Annotated in this window: 19 protein-coding genes and 2 pseudogenes; 6 read left to right on the top strand and 15 right to left on the bottom strand. The window is 69.9% G+C overall.

Annotated elements, in window-relative coordinates:
- Positions 1–15 precede the first annotated feature (15 nt).
- Positions 16–1,002, bottom strand: coding sequence for a zinc-dependent alcohol dehydrogenase family protein (locus tag AB0K82_RS29880; RefSeq protein WP_364403403.1), 987 nt, complete (start codon positions 1,000–1,002; stop codon positions 16–18).
- An 87-nt stretch (positions 1,003–1,089) separates the two neighbouring features.
- On the opposite strand from AB0K82_RS29880, the gene AB0K82_RS29885 reads away from it, so the two are divergent.
- Positions 1,090–1,473 (top strand): helix-turn-helix domain-containing protein, encoded by a 384-nt coding sequence (locus tag AB0K82_RS29885; protein ID WP_364403406.1) that lies wholly within the window; start codon positions 1,090–1,092, stop codon positions 1,471–1,473.
- A gap of 26 nt (positions 1,474–1,499) precedes the next feature.
- Here AB0K82_RS29885 and AB0K82_RS29890 read toward each other — a convergent pair whose 3' ends face one another.
- From AB0K82_RS29890 to AB0K82_RS29905, 4 genes are all read right to left on the bottom strand, one after another.
- A complete protein-coding gene (locus tag AB0K82_RS29890; protein ID WP_364403408.1) occupies positions 1,500–2,321 on the bottom strand; it encodes a phosphatase PAP2 family protein in 822 nt (273 codons plus the stop codon).
- Between the two features lie 13 nt (positions 2,322–2,334).
- Positions 2,335–3,168 carry a phosphatase PAP2 family protein gene (locus AB0K82_RS29895; protein WP_364403410.1) on the bottom strand — a complete coding sequence of 278 codons (834 nt, stop codon included), beginning with the start codon at positions 3,166–3,168 and terminating at the stop codon, positions 2,335–2,337.
- Between the two features lie 239 nt (positions 3,169–3,407).
- Positions 3,408–3,815, bottom strand: coding sequence for an OsmC family protein (locus AB0K82_RS29900; protein WP_364403412.1), 408 nt, complete (start codon positions 3,813–3,815; stop codon positions 3,408–3,410).
- Positions 3,816–3,839: 24 nt separating this feature from the next.
- On the bottom strand, positions 3,840–4,340 hold the full coding sequence (locus AB0K82_RS29905; protein ID WP_364403415.1) for an HAD domain-containing protein: 501 nt from the start codon (positions 4,338–4,340) through the stop codon (positions 3,840–3,842).
- Between the two features lie 145 nt (positions 4,341–4,485).
- Here AB0K82_RS29905 and AB0K82_RS29910 point away from each other — a divergent pair, with 145 nt between their 5' ends.
- A complete protein-coding gene (locus AB0K82_RS29910; protein WP_364403418.1) occupies positions 4,486–5,478 on the top strand; it encodes a transposase in 993 nt (330 codons plus the stop codon).
- Between the two features lie 145 nt (positions 5,479–5,623).
- Here AB0K82_RS29910 and AB0K82_RS29915 read toward each other — a convergent pair whose 3' ends face one another.
- The 3 genes and pseudogenes from AB0K82_RS29915 to AB0K82_RS29925 form a co-directional block, all read right to left on the bottom strand.
- Positions 5,624–6,106 carry an N-acetyltransferase family protein gene (locus tag AB0K82_RS29915; RefSeq protein WP_364403450.1) on the bottom strand — a complete coding sequence of 161 codons (483 nt, stop codon included), beginning with the start codon at positions 6,104–6,106 and terminating at the stop codon, positions 5,624–5,626.
- A 69-nt stretch (positions 6,107–6,175) separates the two neighbouring features.
- Positions 6,176–6,583, bottom strand: a pseudogene (locus tag AB0K82_RS29920) (phosphotyrosine protein phosphatase); the annotation flags it as partial.
- On the bottom strand, positions 6,580–6,966 hold the full coding sequence (locus AB0K82_RS29925) for a metalloregulator ArsR/SmtB family transcription factor (RefSeq protein ID WP_364403420.1): 387 nt from the start codon (positions 6,964–6,966) through the stop codon (positions 6,580–6,582). The pseudogene AB0K82_RS29920 and the gene AB0K82_RS29925, both read right to left, overlap by 4 nt.
- 105 nt (positions 6,967–7,071) lie before the next feature.
- On the opposite strand from AB0K82_RS29925, the pseudogene AB0K82_RS29930 reads away from it, so the two are divergent.
- Positions 7,072–7,272, top strand: a pseudogene (locus AB0K82_RS29930) (VOC family protein); the annotation flags it as partial.
- Between the two features lie 139 nt (positions 7,273–7,411).
- Here the strand turns inward: AB0K82_RS29930 and glnA are convergent.
- The gene (gene glnA / locus AB0K82_RS29935) at positions 7,412–8,836 is read right to left on the bottom strand and encodes a type I glutamate--ammonia ligase (RefSeq protein ID WP_364403421.1); all 1,425 of its coding nucleotides are present in this window, start codon (positions 8,834–8,836) and stop codon (positions 7,412–7,414) included.
- 136 nt (positions 8,837–8,972) lie between these two features.
- Here glnA and AB0K82_RS29940 point away from each other — a divergent pair, with 136 nt between their 5' ends.
- Positions 8,973–9,437, top strand: a complete 465-nt coding sequence (locus AB0K82_RS29940; protein ID WP_364403423.1) for an RDD family protein — start codon at positions 8,973–8,975, stop codon at positions 9,435–9,437.
- A gap of 57 nt (positions 9,438–9,494) precedes the next feature.
- On the opposite strand, the gene AB0K82_RS29945 is transcribed toward AB0K82_RS29940, so the two are convergent.
- Positions 9,495–10,193: a DUF4191 domain-containing protein gene (locus AB0K82_RS29945; protein ID WP_364403425.1), complete on the bottom strand. Its 699-nt coding sequence runs from the start codon at positions 10,191–10,193 to the stop codon at positions 9,495–9,497.
- A gap of 204 nt (positions 10,194–10,397) precedes the next feature.
- On the opposite strand from AB0K82_RS29945, the gene AB0K82_RS29950 reads away from it, so the two are divergent.
- Entirely contained in the window at positions 10,398–11,660 is a 1,263-nt protein-coding gene (locus AB0K82_RS29950; RefSeq protein ID WP_364403428.1) for a C39 family peptidase, read from the top strand.
- A gap of 82 nt (positions 11,661–11,742) precedes the next feature.
- Here the strand turns inward: AB0K82_RS29950 and lipA are convergent, their stop codons facing one another.
- Entirely contained in the window at positions 11,743–12,675 is a 933-nt protein-coding gene (gene lipA / locus AB0K82_RS29955) for a lipoyl synthase (RefSeq protein ID WP_364403430.1), read from the bottom strand.
- Between the two features lie 240 nt (positions 12,676–12,915).
- On the opposite strand from lipA, the gene AB0K82_RS29960 reads away from it, so the two are divergent.
- Positions 12,916–13,419, top strand: coding sequence for a DUF1877 family protein (locus AB0K82_RS29960; protein WP_345362531.1), 504 nt, complete (start codon positions 12,916–12,918; stop codon positions 13,417–13,419).
- 18 nt (positions 13,420–13,437) lie between these two features.
- Here AB0K82_RS29960 and lipB read toward each other — a convergent pair whose 3' ends face one another.
- The 4 genes from lipB to sucB form a co-directional block, all read right to left on the bottom strand.
- Positions 13,438–14,181: a lipoyl(octanoyl) transferase LipB gene (gene lipB, locus AB0K82_RS29965; protein WP_364403433.1), complete on the bottom strand. Its 744-nt coding sequence runs from the start codon at positions 14,179–14,181 to the stop codon at positions 13,438–13,440.
- 20 nt (positions 14,182–14,201) lie between these two features.
- Entirely contained in the window at positions 14,202–14,939 is a 738-nt protein-coding gene (locus AB0K82_RS29970) for a peptidase E (protein ID WP_364403436.1), read from the bottom strand.
- 162 nt (positions 14,940–15,101) lie between these two features.
- The gene (locus AB0K82_RS29975; protein ID WP_364403439.1) at positions 15,102–15,989 is read right to left on the bottom strand and encodes a TIGR01777 family oxidoreductase; all 888 of its coding nucleotides are present in this window, start codon (positions 15,987–15,989) and stop codon (positions 15,102–15,104) included.
- A 50-nt stretch (positions 15,990–16,039) separates the two neighbouring features.
- The coding region (gene sucB / locus AB0K82_RS29980) for a 2-oxoglutarate dehydrogenase, E2 component, dihydrolipoamide succinyltransferase (protein WP_364403441.1) at positions 16,040–17,143 on the bottom strand (1,104 nt) is incomplete at its 5' end.

Raw genomic sequence — 17,143 nt, forward strand, 5'->3', positions numbered from 1 at the left:
CCTGCTGGTCCGTTCCTAGACCGTGACGACGATCTTCCTCCCGGCGTGGAGCCCCTTCTCGAGGTGGCGGTGTGCCTCGACGACGTCGTCGAGGGCGAACACCTTGTCGTCGACGGCGGGCCGCAGTGCGCCGAGGCGTACACCGGCGTTCAGGAAGGCCGCCATGCGCTTCACCACGACGGCGTCGAGGGTGTGCTCGAAGCTCTGGTAACTGAAGATCGTGAGCCGCGTGCTCTCCGGGGAGGGTGTGGGCCGAGGGTCCAGGAAGCCCGCGGCGACCAGTGTTCCGCCGGGGCGGGCCGCCTTCACCAGATCCTGCTGGCCGGGGCCTGTGACAAGGTCGAGGACGATGTCGGCGCCGCTCCCGCCGGTGTGGCGGCGGACGGCTTCGACGACGTCCATCTGGTCGGTGGCGATGACCGCGGCGGCGCCGCCGGCGAGCAGGTCGTCCTTCTTCGCGGTGTGCCGGGTGATGGCGATGGGCACGGCGCCGATCTGATTGGCGATCTGCATCGCCGCCCGGCCGACGCCGCCGGACGCGGCACTGATGAGGACGTGGTCGCCGGGCCGCATCCCCGCCTTCTCGACGAGCGCGCCGTAGGCGGTGGAGTACGCGACCCAGATGGCCGCCGCCTCCGTGATTCCCAGCCCGGCCGGCCGGGCGACGACCCGGCTCGCGGGAACCGTGGTGTACTCGGCGTAGCTGCCCCTGACGTTCGCGTCCGGAACGGCCGTGAGGATGACCGGATCGCCGATCTCGAGTCCGGTGACCTCGGGGCCCAGCGCGGCGACGACGCCGGTTCCTTCGACGCCGAGGCGAGCGTGTGGCAGGGGGACGGGCGCGGGCGAGGCGCCGGAACGCATCATCTGGTCGAGCGGGTTGACGGCGAACGCTTCGATCCTGACCCGTACCTCGCCGGCCGCGGGCTCGACGACCGGTTCCTCGACGACGTGCATGACCTCCGGCCCGCCGAACTCGTCGAACACGACGACTCGTGGCATGGGGACTCCTCCGCATCTGGTGCTGGTTTCGTTGCTCGCGGAAGACGTTACGGAGCCCTGGGTTACCTTTTGGTACCTTCGATTCTCATGCAGAACGCGGCCGGACCGACCTTCCTCGCCGACTGCCCCACGCGCCTGGCGGTCGAGATCATCTCCGACAAGTGGGCCGTGCTCGTGCTCTACGGGCTCAGCCATCAACCTCGCAGGCACGGTGAGCTCATTGACCTCATCGGCGGCATCTCGCGCAAGGTCCTCACCCAGACGCTGCGCCGGCTCCAGCAGTACGGTCTGGTCGAACGCCATGCCGAAGCGCCACGGCGGGTGGAGTACAGCCTCACCGACCTCGGCCGGACCCTCGTCGAGCCCATCGAGGTCCTGACGACCTGGGCGATGGACTACGGCGGGGCCATCGCCGACTTCCAGGAGGCGGCGGAGGCCGCTGCTCCTGCTCGGGATCGCGCGCAGGGTTGATCTCGGCGACGGGCGTCGGCCCGGGGTCAGCGGACCGTCGAGCCGCCCGTGTCGGTGGAGAAGACGCGGGCCATCGGGCCGAGGCGCGGGACCACGACCCGTACGGTCCGGGTCGCGGCGTAGCCGGCGGCCAGGGTGACCACGCCGCCGATGGCGTCGAGCAGGTAGTGGTTGGCGGTGCCCAGGATCACGAGCACGGTCGCGATGGGGTAGCAGTACACCAGCCACCGGACCCGGCTGGGTCGCGTCACGTCGGCGATGGCGAGCGCGCACCACAGCGACCAGCCCGTGTGCAGCGACGGCATGGCGGCGTACTGGTTCGACACCGAGGCGACCGGCGAGGCGCCGGACTCGTACAGGCCGCCGCTGTGGAACGCGTTCGCCGTGTCGACGAACCCGGCGATCATGCGCGGCGGCGCCAGCGGGTACAGCCAGAACCCGATGAGGGCGAGGACCGTCGTCGCGAAGATCAGCCGCCGGTAGAACACATAGCGGTCCGGGTGGCGAACGTACAGCCAGACCAGCACGCCGATCGTGAGGACGAAGTGGAGGCTCGCGTAGTAGTAGTTCGCGCTCGTCCCGAGCCAGCGCACGTCCGTGAACAGCCGGTTGATCGACAACTCGACGTTCAGGTGCAGCAGGTGCTCCAGGTGGAGGATGTCATGCCCGCGGTTCAGCGCAGCCGTGTGGTTGCGCGGCACGAGATCGCGCACCAGAGAGTAGGCGCCGTAACAGAGGGCGATGAGCAGAATCTCGCGATAGAAGCGGGGGCGCCCGGCGGGTCGCCCGCCCGCCTGCACCCCCGTCAGGTCGCCCGTGGCGACCGGCGCCACGGCCGACCTTGACATGATCCCTATGTTCTCAGATCGAATCGGGTGACCCGTCGGTATTCCTTGTCTTGTTTGTCACTTTGTGATCTTTCACCGGACCGGTCCCCGTCGTCTTCCGGTGGATGAGCCCGCTGATGACCAGCGCGCCCGCGGTGATCAGCACTCCGGCCGCCGCGTCCAGGAGGTAATGATTGGCGGTCGAGAAGATCACCAAAATTGTCACGATCGGGTAAAGGGTGGCGATCGCCCGGACCCAGGGACGCCGCGAAAGCGTGACCACCGCGACCGCGCACCACAATGCCCATCCCGCGTGCATTGACGGCATTGCCGCGAACTGATTGGTCAGCGAACCGGCCTCGGGCGAGGAATACAGGCCGAAGCTGTGCAGTGCCACCACCGGGTCGATGAAGCCGCGGCCGCCGAGGAAGCGCGGCGGCGCCAGCGGGTACAGCCAGAAGCCGAGCAGCGCGACCCCGGTGGCGGCCATCAGTGCCGTGCGCAGCCGGCGGAAGTGCTGCGGCCGCCGCCGGTAGAGCCACACGAGCACGGTCAGGGTGATCGCGAAGTGAGCGGTGGCGTAGAACCAGTTCGCCGGCTTGGCCAGCGACGGCGCCCGCAGCAGCGCGTGGTTGAGGTCCAGCTCGACGTCGATGCCCAGCGCGTGCTCCAGCCGCAGGATCTGCGACGCGTGCGCGTACGCCGTCGCCTCGTCGTGCGGGATCAGCAGCCGGACGAGCGTGTACGCGCAGTAGAAGGCGGCGGCCAGCGCGATCTCGCGCCACAGTCGAGGCGCCGGCGACGGCGCGGGCGAGGCGGCGGGCTGCTTCTCGACGGGACGGGGATGGGGGGCGGCTAGCTGGGCCATGATTTCAATCTTCGACGAGCCGCACCCTTTTGTGATCATCTCCAGGAATGGTCTGCGACTCGACCCAGGAGACTACGCGTCTAGTCCTCAGGGGGGATGCCGTCCCCTATCGGTCCCACCGGATCGTGCCCAGGGTACGGCCCCGTCGAGCGTGCCCGTGTGCCTCGGCGGATGGCTCAGGGCTGTGGGGGCAGGACCTGCTCGGTCGCCGAGCGTGCCCTCGCGCCTTGGCGGATGGCTCAGCGCTGCGGGGGCAGCACCTGTTCGGACGGGGTGCCCTCGCGGAGCGCGCGGCCGACCGTGCAGTGGTTCTCGTGCACGCGATGCGCGACCTCGGTGAAGATCTGCTGCGCCTTCTCGTCCCCCTCCGGGAACTCCACGTCGTACGTGACGGTGATCGGCCCCAGTTTCGTGGGCGCGACCTTCTCGGCCGCGACGTTCGCGACGAGCCTCACCAGCCGGTGACCGCGCTTGGCGGTGAGCGGCTCGATCGTCACGATCTCGCAGCCGCCCAGCGCGGCCAGCAGCAGCTCGACGGGCGTGAAGACGCCGTCCTCGTCCGAGCTCCCGACGGCGACCTCCGCGCCGCGGTCGTTCCGGGCGACGAAGCCCCCGTCGTCAGTGCGCTCCACCCGAACCGAAGCCATGGTCCCTCCTTTGTAGGTCGCTCGTCAGTAACCATGGTCCCGTACGAGTTGTTCCAGCCAGGTACGCGCCTGGTCCACATGCGTCTCGGTGAGCCCGTGCAGCGGATCCACCGGGACGATGAGATGCGGGCCCAGCCCGGACTCCTTGGCGAGCGCCTCCGGGACGTCCGGCTCGTCCTCCAGCCAGACGAACGGCCGCTCGCCGACCCAGGCCGCCACGTGCCGCGCCTTCCACGCGCCGAGGGAGAACCCCGGATCGTGCCGGGGGATCGGAACGTGCGGCAGGGATGGCAGCCCCACCCGCGGGCTGATCCAGTCGTTCGCCGCGTCCGTCCAGTAGCTCGCCCAGACGAGCTCCGCCCCGGTGTCGGCCGCGAGGCCGGTGAGCAGCGGCCCGTGCAGCGGGTTGAGCAGCAGCCGGTAGACCACTCCGTTGGGCGAGGCGCGGTACCGCTGATAGCCGGGGGATCGTTGTAGGGGGTTGAGAACACCGTCCACGTCGAGAAGCACCAGCGGCGTGTCCATCCGACCTTCTTTCCGAGTGGCCACCGGCGTCGGCCGGCGGGGGAATCGAATCCCTAACCTGTGGCGCGAAACGCCCGGCAGGAGACCTGCGGCGGGTGTACAAACGGCGATGTGGTTGTGACCAGAAAGACCTGCCGGATATTGAGTGGTATGTGCCGGAGGGGCGGGCTTGATACGCGCCTATAAGTTCCTTCTCCGCCCAACGGCCAGACAACAGGACCAGCTTAGGGCGATGCTGGCCGACCACTGCTCGCTCTACAACGCAGCCTTGCAGGAGCGGCGGGACGCCTACCGGCACGCCTCGAAGACCCGCATCACCTACGGCGAGCAGTCCGCACAGCTCAAAGAGATCCGAGCGTTCGACCCACAAGGCCAGGGTCGCTGGTCCTTCTCCAGCCAGCAGGCGACCTTGCGACGGTTGGACAAGGCGTTCGGAGCCTTCTTTCGCCGGATCAAGAACGGCGACAAGCCCGGGTCCCCGCGCTTCAAGGGCGGTGGGCACTTCGACACCCTGGCCTTTCCCAAGGACGGCGACGGCTGCCGCTGGGACTCTACGCCGCACGACAAGCAGACCCGCCTGGGTCTGCGAGGCGTCGGGCATGTTCGCGTGCACCGGCACCGGTCCGTGAAAGGCCGGGTCAAGACGATCGGCGTCAAACGCGAAGGAAAGCGTTGGTACGTCATCCTCGCCTGCGGCGAGGTTCCCGCCAATCCGCTTGCAGCCACCGGATCCATCGTCGGCATTGACATGGGCACGGTGCATTTCTTCACCGACTCGAACGGCGTGCACGTCGAAAATCCCAGATTCCTCGGCACGATGGCTGCTGAACTGGCCGCCGCCCAGCAGCACCTCGCGACGTTCCTTAAGCGCACCCGGCACCGGACCAAGAAGCATCGGGCTGCCGCCCGGAAGGTGGCCAAGCTGTACGCCGAGATCCGGCGTCGCCGCCGAGTGATCGCAGTGGACGCCCGCAACACCTCCCGAACCTGCCCCGCATGCGGGCATGTCGCGAAGGAGAACCGCCTCACCCAAGCTAGGTTCAAGTGCGTCAGGTGCGGGATCGCCGACAACGCCGACCACGTGGGCGCACTGAACGTTCTGCGTAGGGCCGGGCTGGTCCTCTGCGCGGAGGCTTAGCCGCCGACGCAGGAAACCTGCTGCTTCAGCGGTGGGCGGAGTCACGACATCGGACGCTATGTCAGCCGGTCCGCTTCGGCCAGTGTCCGGCGGAAGAATGATCGATCAAATTCCACGTCCGGGTCAGAAGCGGCGAACCTGTCGGTCAGGACGTTCCGGCGGTGGTACTGCGTCGTTCGAGGAGGACGACATCGCGCCAGCGGCCGTGGTGCCGGCCGAGGCGTTCCCGGACTCCGACGGTACGGAAGCCGGCCCTGGCGTGCAGCCGCAGGCTGGCCGCGTTCTCGGGGAAGACGCCCGACTGGATCGTCCAGATCCCGGCGGCCTCCGTCGAGTCGATGAGGGCCTGCAGCAGCGCGGCGGCGATGCCGCGGCCGTGGTGGTCGGGGTGGACGTAGACGCTGTGCTCGACGACCCCCGCGTAGACGCAGCGGCCGGACACCGGGGTGACCGCGATCCAGCCCAGGACCTGACCCGTGGCCGTGTCCGCGGCGACGTGCCGGTGCTCCGGAAGCTTCGCCCGGTCGAAGGCGTCCCACGCGGGAGCGATGGTCTCGAAGCTGGCGTCGCCGCCGTCGAGCCCCGCCTGGTAGATCGCCAGAACGGCGCCGGCGTCCTCGCCGCGCATCGGCCGGATCGTGACGCCGGCCGGGACGGCGGCCCGGTCGGCCGTACCCGTGCCGGGGCCGTCGTCCGACAGGAGTTCGTCGAGCAGGGCGCGGACGCGGCGGTCGATCTCCTCACGGATCGGGCGGACCTCGTCGACGGACCTGCCCGCCGGATCGGGGAGCCGCCAGTCCAGGTACCGCCGGCCCGGTAAGACCGGGCAGGCGTCACCGCAGCCCATGGTGACCACCACGTCGGCCGCCCGGACCGCCTTGCCGGTCAGCGCCTTGGGGGACTCCGCCGACAGGTCGACGCCGAGCTCGGCCATGACCTGGACGACGGCGCGGTTGACCTCCGCCGCGGGCGCGGAACCGGCGGAGCGTACGCGCACCCGCCCGGCGGCGTGGTGGTCGAGCAGCGCGGCGGCCATCTGGGAGCGCCCGGCGTTGTGCACACAGACGAACAGCACCTCGGGGACCCCGGGCCCGGCGGCCGTCACGCCTTCACCGCCGCGAACGCCTGCCGAGGCCCCAGGAGCGCCGACAGCCGCGTGAGCGCGCCGGGCCGGACCCAGTAGTAGACCCAGGTGCCCCGGCGCTCAGAGTCGATCAGCCCGGCCTGTTTGAGGACCTTGAGGTGATGGGAGATCGTCGGCGCCGTCAGGTCGAAGGCCGGCGTCAGGTCGCACACGCACGCCTCGCCGCCGTCATGGCAGGCGATCAGCGACAACAGCCGCAGCCGGACCGGGTCGGCGATCGCCTTGAACAGCGGAGCGAGCTCCTCGGCCTCACCGGCGGTCAGCGGCCCGCACGCCAGCGGCGCACAGCATGCGCCCGACTCGGTCGGTGCGGCGTCGGCCAGTGGCAGCCCACGATTAGACATGCATCTAATTTGACATGCGTCTATATAGCGGCGCGAACCGGCGGCGATCCGCTGATTAGCTGTTTATCTAATCAGCCTGTCGGTCGCCCGAGGAAGGACCGTCCGATGTCCCGTGTTCAGCTCGCCCTGCGCGTCGCCGACCTGGAGGCCTCCGTCGCCTTCTACGCCAGGCTCTTCGGTGCCGAACCCGCCAAGCGCCGGCCCGGCTACGCCAACTTCGCCATCACCGAGCCGCCGCTCGAACTCGTCCTGATCGAGGGCGAGGCGGGCGAGGACCCCCGGATGGACCACCTCGGCGTCGAGGTGCCGCCGAGGTCTACTCGCTGCTCGTCGGCGCCCTGGATTTCCGCTGCTGGAGCGACTGAAAGTCGGGGCATAAACTGCCTGTGAACGGCGAGGGGCCGCCGACCTGTCGGTCGGCGGCCCCTCGCCATCAATGGGTCGATCAGACGTCGTAATAAAGCTCGAACTCGTGGGGGTGCGGGCGGAGCCGGATCGGGTCCAGCTCGTTCTCGCGCTTGTAGGAGATCCACGTCTCGATGAGGTCCGGCGTGAACACGCCGCCCTCGAGGAGGTAGTCGTGGTCGGCCTCGAGTGCGTCGAGGACGGCCTCCAGCGAGCCCGGGACCTGCGGGATGTTGCGCGCCTCCTCGGGCGGCAGCTCGTACAGGTCCTTGTCCACCGGCTCCGGCGGCTCGACCTTGTTCTTGATGCCGTCGAGGCCGGCCATCAGCATGGCCGAGAACGCGAGGTACGGGTTGGCGGACGGGTCCGGGACGCGGAACTCCAGGCGCTTGGCCTTCGGGTTCGACCCGGTGATCGGGATGCGGACACAGGCCGAGCGGTTCCGCTGCGAGTACACCAGGTTGACCGGCGCCTCGTAGCCCGGGACCAGGCGGTGGAAGGAGTTCACCGTCGGGTTGGTGAAGGCCAGCAGCGACGGGGCGTGCTTGAGCAGACCGCCGATGTAGTACCGGGCGGTGTCGGACAGGCCCGCGTAGCCGACCTCGTCGTAGAAGAGCGGCGAGCCGTCCTTCCACAGCGACTGGTGGCAGTGCATGCCGGAGCCGTTGTCACCGAAGATCGGCTTGGGCATGAAGGTGACGGTCTTGCCGTGCTGCCGGGCGACGCTCTTGATGATGTACTTGTAGAGCATCATCTTGTCGGCCATGGTCAGCAGGGTGTCGAACCTGACGTCGATCTCCGCCTGACCGGCCGTGCCGACCTCGTGGTGCTGCATCTCGGTCTCGATGCCGCACTGGATGAGCTGCCGGACCATCTCCGAGCGCAGGTCGGTGAAGTGGTCCATCGGCGGGACAGGGAAGTAGCCGCCCTTGAACCGCGGCTTGTAGCCGAGGTTGCCGCCGTCCTCCTTGCGGCCGGTGTTCCACGCGCCCTCGATGGAGTCGATGTGGAAGTACGACTCGTGCGCCTTCGTCTCGAAGCGCACGTCGTCGAAGATGTAGAACTCCGCCTCCGGGCCGAAGAACGCCGTGTCCGCGATGCCGGTGCCGCGCAGGTAGTCCTCAGCCTTGCGGGCGACGTTGCGCGGGTCACGGGTGTACGGCTCGCCGGTCAGCGGGTCGTGGACGAAGAAATTGAGGTTCAGCGTCTTGTGCTGGCGGAACGGGTCGACCACAGCCGTCGACGGGTCCGGCAGCAGCAGCATGTCCGACTCGTGGATCTCCTGGAACCCACGGATGGAGGAGCCGTCGAACATCAGCCCGTCGGTGAAGACGTTCTCTCCGAAGTTCTCCACCGGGAACGTGAAGTGCTGCGTGGTGCCGGGCAGGTCCGTGAACCTGCAATCGACGAACTGCACCCCTTCGTTCCTGATGAAGTTCAGGACCTCTTCGGCGTTGTTGAACATCCAACCTCCTTGGGGCGCTCTCGTGCGGTTAGAACGTTAGGTACCCGCCGTTTCCAAGCCATGTCCCATGTGTTTCGCGTGTGTTACGGCCACCCTGGAGCCGTTGGAGCGCGGTTCGGCGGCTAACTTTGAGGGTATGACTGAACGTCGGCGCTCGATCGGATCGTGGATCGAAGGGGCTCGCGCGGCAGGTGTGGACCTGGGTCGCCCCGGGGAGCGGATGGGTCTCCCGCGCGAGGGAACCGGCGCCGTGGCCGGGTACGGCCGGCGGCTGGGCGCCCTCGTGATCGACTGGCTGATCGCGCTGGCGATCGCCGCAGCCCTGGCGGGCGCCCTGCACGTCGGCCCGCAGACCCGCAGCCTCCTCACGCTCCTGGTGTTCGGCGTGATGGCGTGGCTGCTCACCGGGCTGGTCGGGACGACGCTGGGCAAGCGGCTGTGCGGGCTGCGGGTCGTCCGCCTCGACGGCCGTCCGGTCGGGCCGTTCTGGGCCCTGGTGCGCACCGTGCTGCTGGTCCTGGTCGTGCCCGCGCTGATCTGGGACCGCGACTACCGCGGCCTGCACGACCGCGCGGCGAACACCGTCGTCGTACGCCTCTGACCGGGCCGGCCGGAGCCACCGGCCGCGCAGCCGGGCTCAGCGGGTGCGGAGCCGGGCTCAGCGGGTGCGGGGCTTGGGGCCCTTCGGCATCCGGACGCCCTTCGGGATCGGGCCCTTCGGCATCTGCATCGCCTGCGGCAGCGCGTTGAGCCGGTCGATCAGCTCGCTGACCTGCTCCTTCTTCAGGTTGCGCGGCAGCTTCGTGAGGTGGCGCTGCAGCTTGCTGATCGGAATCTGGCCCTCTTCGGATCCGACCTGGATGTCGTAGATCGGCACCTCGGAGGCGGCCCGGGAGATGCGCTTCTTCTCGGCGCCGATCAGCTTGCCGACCCGCGACCGCGGGCCCTCCGACAGCAGGATCACGCCGGGCACGCCGACGACGCGGTGCACGACGTCCATGTTGCGGTTGGCCTGGACGGCCGGGGTGACGACCCAGCGGCCCCGCATGTTCTCCACCAGCGAGGCGGCGGCGCCCGGCCGGCCCTCGAGCATGGCGTACTGCGTGCGCTGCGCCATCTGGCTGAACACGATCATGCCGACCAGGAGGGCGACCAGGACGCCCAGCGGAATCAGGAACAACTCCTGTCCGAGGACCAGCCCGAGGACCACGAAGACGACGAGCGTGCCGAGCGCGGACGCGAAGACGATCGGCATCGCCTTCGGGTTGGCCTGGTGGACCAACGAGGCGACCATGCGAATCTGCTTGAGGCGACCGGTCCGCTCGTCCTGCGTGCCGTCCTGGGGCTTCTTTGGCATGGATGGAAGGATACGAGGGTTCGGGACCCGAGTCGAAAGCGGGCCAGCGCGGCGTTAACAAATTTCGATCCAGCCACAGGACGTGTAAAGCGTTGACATGATCCGGTTCGCCGTCTTAGCGTCCCGAAGCAGGTTTCCGCTGCTCTTGGAGTCGTCATGGCCTGGTCCGATGTACGTGCTTCGGTATGGAAGGTTCCGCTTCTCGTGTCAGCTGGTCTCGCCACCGTCGTGGCGACCACGGCGCCCGGCTCGGCGGAGGTGACCCCCGCAGACCAGTCGCGCGTCGCCTATCACCAGTGGACGTCGGCGCGCGACTTCGCCGCCGGCTCCTCCGAAGGAGTGCGCCGCCTGGGGTCGGGCGCGCTGACGATCGCCCACCCCGTCGGCACCACCACCTACACGGACCCGTACGGCGCGGGCACCAAGACCTGGGACTACGCCCGCTGGACCTCCCCGAACGTCTCCATCGGGTTCGGCGCCAGCCAGCTCATCGCCTCCTGGAACGCCAGCACGCCGCACGGCAGCTGGCTGCAGGTCGAGATGCGCGGGCACACCGGCACGGGCGTCGAGACGAAGTGGTACGTCATGGGCCGCTGGGCGGCCGACGACCCGGGCGAGGGCGGCGACATCAACCGCACCTCGGTCCCGGGGCAGAAGGACGACAACGGCAACGTCGACATCGACACCTTCGTCGCCAAGAACTCCCTCACGTCGTACCAGCTCCGCGTGACGCTCTACCGCCTCCCCGGTAGGCACGTCCGCCCGGTGCTGCGCTCGGTCGGCGCGATGGCCTCACTGGTGCCGTCCCGTACGACGGTGCCGGTGAGCCCGCTCGGCGGCGCGGAGGGCATCGAGCTGAAGGTGCCGACGTACTCCCAGGAGATCCACAAGGGGCAGTACCCGCAGTACGACAACGGCGGCGAGGCGTGGTGCAGCCCGACCTCGACCTCGATGGTCGTCTCCTACTGGAAGCGCGGGCCGTCCAAGAAGGACCTGTCCTGGGTCGACCCGTCGTACGCCGACCCGCAGGTCGACTACGCCGCCCGCAACGTCTACGACTACAACTACCAGGGCGCGGGCAACTGGCCGTTCAACCCGGCGTACGCCGCCCGTTTCGGCCTGAACGGGTTCATCACCCGGCTGCGCTCGCTCACCGAGCTGGAGCAGTTCATCAAGGCCGGCATCCCGGTCGTGACCTCGCAGTCGTTCAAGGCCTCGGAGCTGCCGGGCGCCGGCTACAGCACCAACGGCCACCTGTTCGTGGTCGTCGGGTTCACCAAGACCGGCGACCCGATCATCAACGACCCCGCGTCGTCCTCGGACGCGGCCGTGCGGAACGTCTACCCGCGGGCCAACTTCGAGAACGTCTGGCAGCGCAGTTCCTCCAGCGGCGGCATCGCCTACATCATGTACCCGCCCGGCCACCGGCTTCCGGCGAACGTCCCCGGCGTCGAGAAGAACTGGTGAGGGCACCTGCCTGAAGACTTCTGTCCCCCCGGAAGAGAGGAACGCCCCGGCCGCGTGCGGCCGGGGCGTTCCCCTGTGCGTCTCAGTCCTCGCCGCGGGCGGTGATGGCCTGCTGGTAGAGGCGTCCGGCGCGGTAGCTGGAGCGGACCAGGGGGCCGGACATGACGCCGGCGAAACCGATGGCCTCGGCCTCGTCTTTGAGTTCGACGAACTCTTCGGGTTTGACCCAGCGTTCGACGGGGTGGTGGCGGGGGGAGGGCCGTAGGTACTGGGTGATGGTCAAAAGTTCGCACCCGGCTTGGTGCAGGTCCCGCATGGCCTCGGTGATCTCTTGGCGGGTTTCGCCCATGCCCAGGATGAGGTTGGACTTGGTGATGAGTCCGTCGGTTCGGGCGGCGGTCAGTACGGACAGGGAGCGTTCGTAGCGGAAGCCGGGGCGGATGCGTTTGAAGATGCGGGGGACGGTCTCCAGGTTGTGGGCCAGGACTTCGGGGCGGGCGGAGAAGACCTCGGCGAGCAGGTGGGGGACGTTGTTGAAGTCCGGGATGAGCAGTTCGACGCCGCAGCCGGGGACGGCCGAATGGATTTGGCGGACGGTTTCGGCGTAGAGCCAGGCGCCGCCGTCGGGCAGGTCGTCGCGGGCGACGCCGGTGACGGTGGCGTAGCGCAGGCCCATGGTGGCCACGGATTCGGCGACGCGGCGGGGTTCGTCGGGGTCGTAGGCGGCGGGTTTGCCGGTGTCGATCTGGCAGAAGTCACAGCGGCGGGTGCATTGGTCTCCGCCGATGAGGAAGGTGGCCTCGCGGTCTTCCCAGCATTCGTAGATGTTGGGGCAGCCGGCCTCCTGGCAGACGGTGTGCAGGCCCTCGGAGCGGACCAGGTCGGTCAGCTCGCGGTATTGGGGGCCCATCGACAACCGGGTCTTGATCCACGGCGGTTTGCGCTCGATCGGGGTCGCGGAGTTCCGCACCTCGACACGCAACAACTTCCGGCCCTCAGGAGATACGGCTGCCACCCGTTCAGGGTATGCCGGTATTTCCCCGTGTTGCACAAGGCGGTGCCATAGTGGACGATCTTCCGGGAAAACGCGCGCCCGCGACCCGAACGACGTCGGCTCCGTACTCCACGCCGCCCCGCCGTGGCGTCGGCGGGAGGTTGAGATCGGTGTTTTATCTCGTTCTCACCATACGTAGCCGTCGATCTCTCTAAGGTGACGTGGGTGTCGCGTGCGGATGATGTATGACGGAGGTCAGGCGTGCGAGTGGCCATGACGTACCTCAGGCTTCCGGAGGCCGAGGGCGGAGGCGATCCGGGGGCCCGTGCCCGCGCGGTGTTCGGCGGCGGTAACTGGCGGGAGAAGCATCCCGTGCTCCCCGTCGCCGGTGCGTGGCAGGCCCTGCACTACCTGCTGACGGGCGACCCCTGGGACGGCCCGCACCCGGCCGCCGACGTGGTCTGCGGCGGGCGGCTGCTCACCGAGGACGGCGCCGAGGAGCTCGGCGTCGACGTCATCTACCTGACCGCCGAGCGGGTCAAGCTGGCCGCCGACCACCTCGCCGCGACCGAGTTCAAGCGCATCGCCGGGCGCTACGACGCGGAGCGGATGGCCGAGCTCGGCGTCCAGGGCGCGGAGGACTGGGTGGGCGAGCCCGCCGAGGCGATCCGCGACGGGGAGCTGCGCGTGGTGTACGAGCGGCTCACCCGTTTCTTCGAGGCCGCCTCGGCGGAGGGACAGGCCATCTTCAAGGCGATGGGCTGACCGCGCGCCCAGGCGCCGTCAGGAGATGACCGGCAGGCCGAGCATCGCGTCGAGTGAGCGGTGCGCGGTGCCGGACGCGTCGAGCGCCTCGGCGAGCCGTACCTCGGCCAGCGCGCGGACCTCCGCGACGGTGATCTCGCGGCCCAGCTCCGCGGAGAGCGACGTGGTGCCCGCGTCGCGGATGCCGCACGGCACGATCTTGTCGAACCAGCCCAGGTCGCAGTCGCAGTTGATCTCGAACCCGTGCATCGTGACGCCGCGGGACACCCGGATGCCGATCGCGCCGACCTTGCGGTCGGGCACGCCGGGCACCCAGACCCCGCTGCGGCCCTCGACCCGCTTGGTGGCCAGGCCCAGGTCGGCGCACGTGTCGATCAGCGCGGCCTCGATCGTGCGGACGTACGCGACGACGTCGACGGGCTCCCGCAGCTTGACGATCGGGTAGCCGACGAGCTGCCCGGGGCCGTGCCAGGTGATCTTTCCGCCGCGGTCCACGTCGATCACCGGCGCGCCCGGGTCTCCGATCGGCCGGTCCAGCGGCTCCGTGCGCTTGCCCGCCGTGTAGACCGGCGGGTGCTCCAGCAGCAGACAGACGTCGGGGATCTCGTCGGCGACCCGCCGCTCGTGCAGCCGGCGCTGCAGCTCCCACGCCTCCTCGTACGGGACCGCCCGCTCGCCGAAGCCGGCGTGGATGAAAACCAGCTCGCCGGCGCTCGCGGGCAGCTCGTCGAGGACGGTGGTGGATTCTTCGCTGACGCTCACGACCCTCAGCGTACGTCCTCCTAGAACGACGCCAGCAGCCGAGGCTCGATCCGCGTCTCCTTGACGCCGCCGGCGCCGTCCCCGGCCACCTGGTAGGCGCCCTGGCCCTCGACGTACGACACGGCCTGGACGAACTCGGTGCCGACGTAGTGCAGCGCGACCGCCTCGTCGGCGGCGTACCCGTCGGGCAGCGTGCCCTCGGCGACGAGACGCTGCAGCAGCGGCCGGCGCTGCCGGTCGCTGTCGTAGTGGACGCCGCAGGAGTAGGGCAGCAGGCCCAGCCCGTCGGTCAGCGGGCGCAGCTGCGGGCCGAAGGAGTCGGTGGTGCCGCCGGCGTGCCAGCACAGCGCTCCGGCGCTCTGCCCGCACAGGACGACGCCCGTACGCCACGCCTCGGCGAACGCGTCCGCGAGGCCGTGCAGGCGCCACAGCGCCAGCAGGTTGGCCACGCTGCCGCCGGACACGTAGATGAAGTCCTGGGCGAGCAGGTGCGCCGCGGGGTCCTCGTGGTTCGGCATCGGGAACAGCGCCAGGTGGCTCACCTCGGCGTCCATCTCGGCGAACGCGGCGTAGAAGCGGGCGATCGCGTCGGCGGCGTCGCCCTGCGCCGTCGCGAGGTAGCACACCCGCGGGCGGTCCTGGCCGGTGAGGTCCAGGGCGTACCGGAGAAGCGGGCTCGGCGTCAGCCCGTAGCGGTCGGTGGGGATGAAGCCGCCGCCGCCGATCGCCACGATGTGCGGTTTACCGTCGGTGCTCATCACGTGCCCTCTCCACTCGCCCCCGTGCCACCCGCCACGGTACGGCCCCGGGGCGGGCGGCGCAGGGGGAGTGGCGCGTTCGTTGCGACTTCCTGGAAGAGAGGACACCATGCTCTCCCCCCGGACCAACCGGCCCCGGCCGACCTCCCGGGGTCCCGGCGCTCAGGAGAGTATGGCGGCGAGCGCGGTCGACAGGTCCGGGTGCCGGAAGCCGAAGCCCGCGGCGGTGAGGCGGGCCGGCAGGATGCGCTGGCTCACGAGGACGCCCTCGTCGGCCAGCCCGCCCAGCGCCAGGCGCAGCGCGAAGGGCGGCGCGGCGAAGACCGTCGGCCGGTGCAGGGCGCGGCCCAGGGCGGACGTGTAGGCGGCGTTGGTGACGGGCTCGGGGGCCGTGAGGTTCACCGGCCCTTCCAGGGAACCGTCGATGAGGAGGCGCAGCGCCGCGATCGCGTCGGTGAGGGAGATCCAGCTCATCCACTGGCGGCCGTTGCCGAGCCGGCCGCCGAGCCCGGCGCGGAACAGGGGGAGCGTCCGGCCGAGGGCGCCGCCCTCGCGCGCCAGCACGACGCCCGTGCGGGGGATCACGACGCGGATCCCGGCCTCGGCGGCGGGCGCGGTGGCGGCCTCCCAGTCGCGGCAGATCCCGGCGAGGAACCCCTCGCCCGAGGGGCTGTCCTCATCGACCGTACGGTCGCCGGTGTCGCCGTAATAGCCGGACGCCGAGGAGGACACCAGCACGGACGGCCGGTCGTCCATCGCGGCCAGGGCCCGGCAGAGGGTGCGGGTGCCCTCGACGCGGCTGTCGCGGATCTCCTGCTTGTAGCACTCCGTCCACCGGCGGTCGCCGATGCCCGCCCCGGCCAGGTGGACGACCGCGTCGACGCCCTCCAGGGAGGCGGTGTCCACCTCCCCGAACGGATCCCAGTGAACCTCGTCGTCGGCCGTGGGGCGGCGTCGTACGAGCCTGAGAACGGTAAGGCCCTCGTCGCGCAGTGCGCGGACGAGGGCCGAACCGATGAGTCCGGTCGAACCGGTGATGGCGATCTGCACGATCGCAGCTTAGTTAGCGGACCGAACCAAAGGCGGTGCCGACACCGACCTCAAAGGCCGAGCTCGGCCTCGAAGTTGCCCTCCTCCAGGCGGTTCTTCACCGTGGTGAGGAAACGCGCGGCGTCGGCGCCGTCGACGAGGCGGTGGTCGTAGGTCAGCGCGAGGTACACGATCGAGCGCACCGCGATGACCTCGCCGAGCTGCGGGTCGTCGATCACCGCCGGGCGCTTGACGACCGAGCCGGTGCCCAGCATGCCGACCTGCGGCTGGTTGAGGATCGGCGTGTCGAACAGCGCGCCACGGCTGCCGGTGTTGGTGATCGTGAACGTGCCGCCCGTGACCTCGTCGGGGCTGACCCGGTTGGTGCGGGTGCGCTCCGCCAGGTCCGCGATCCGCTGGGCCAGGCCGGCGAGGTTCAGCTGACCGGCGTTGTGGATCACCGGCACCATGAGGCCCTTCTCGGCGTCCACCGCGATGCCGAGGTTCTCGACGTCGTGGTAGGTCACCTCGTTGGTCTCGGAGTTGATGACGGCGTTGAGCTTCGGGTGCACCTTGAGCGCCTCGACGGCCGCCTGGGCGAAGAACGGCAGGAAGCTGAGCTTCACGCCCTCCCGCGCCAGGAAGTCGGCCTTGGCGCGCTCACGCAGTCGCGCGATCTTGGTGATGTCCGCCTCGACGACCGTGGTGAGCTGCGCCGACACCTGCAGCGACTCGACCATGTGCCGGGCGATCGACTGGCGGGTGCGGGACATCTTCTCGGTGGTGCCGCGCAGGCGCGACACCTCCGCCGGGACCGGCGCGGCCGGGCGGGCGGCGGGCGCCGCGGGAGCCTGGGCGGCGGCCGGGGCGGGCTGCGCGGGCGCCGGAGCGGCCTGCGGGGCCGGCTCGGGCGCCGGCGGCTGCGGCGGCGCCTGCTTGGCCCGCGCGGCCTCCAGGACGTCCTGCTTGCGGATGCGCCCGCCGACGCCGGTGCCCTTGACGGCCGCCAGGTCGACGTCGTGCTCGGCCGCCAGCTTGCGGACGAGCGGCGTGACGTAGGGGCTCTCACCCGACGGCTGCTCGGCGGTCGTCTCCTGCTGCGGCGCCGGCGCGGGGGCCGGGGCCTCCTGGCGCGGCATAGTTCGCGTCACGGTCGAGCACGCCGATGCCGGTCG

The sequence above is a fragment of the Actinoallomurus sp. NPDC052274 genome (genome assembly GCF_040679475.1).
In the GTDB taxonomy this organism is placed as follows: Bacteria; Actinomycetota; Actinomycetes; order Streptosporangiales; family Streptosporangiaceae; genus Actinoallomurus; species Actinoallomurus liliacearum.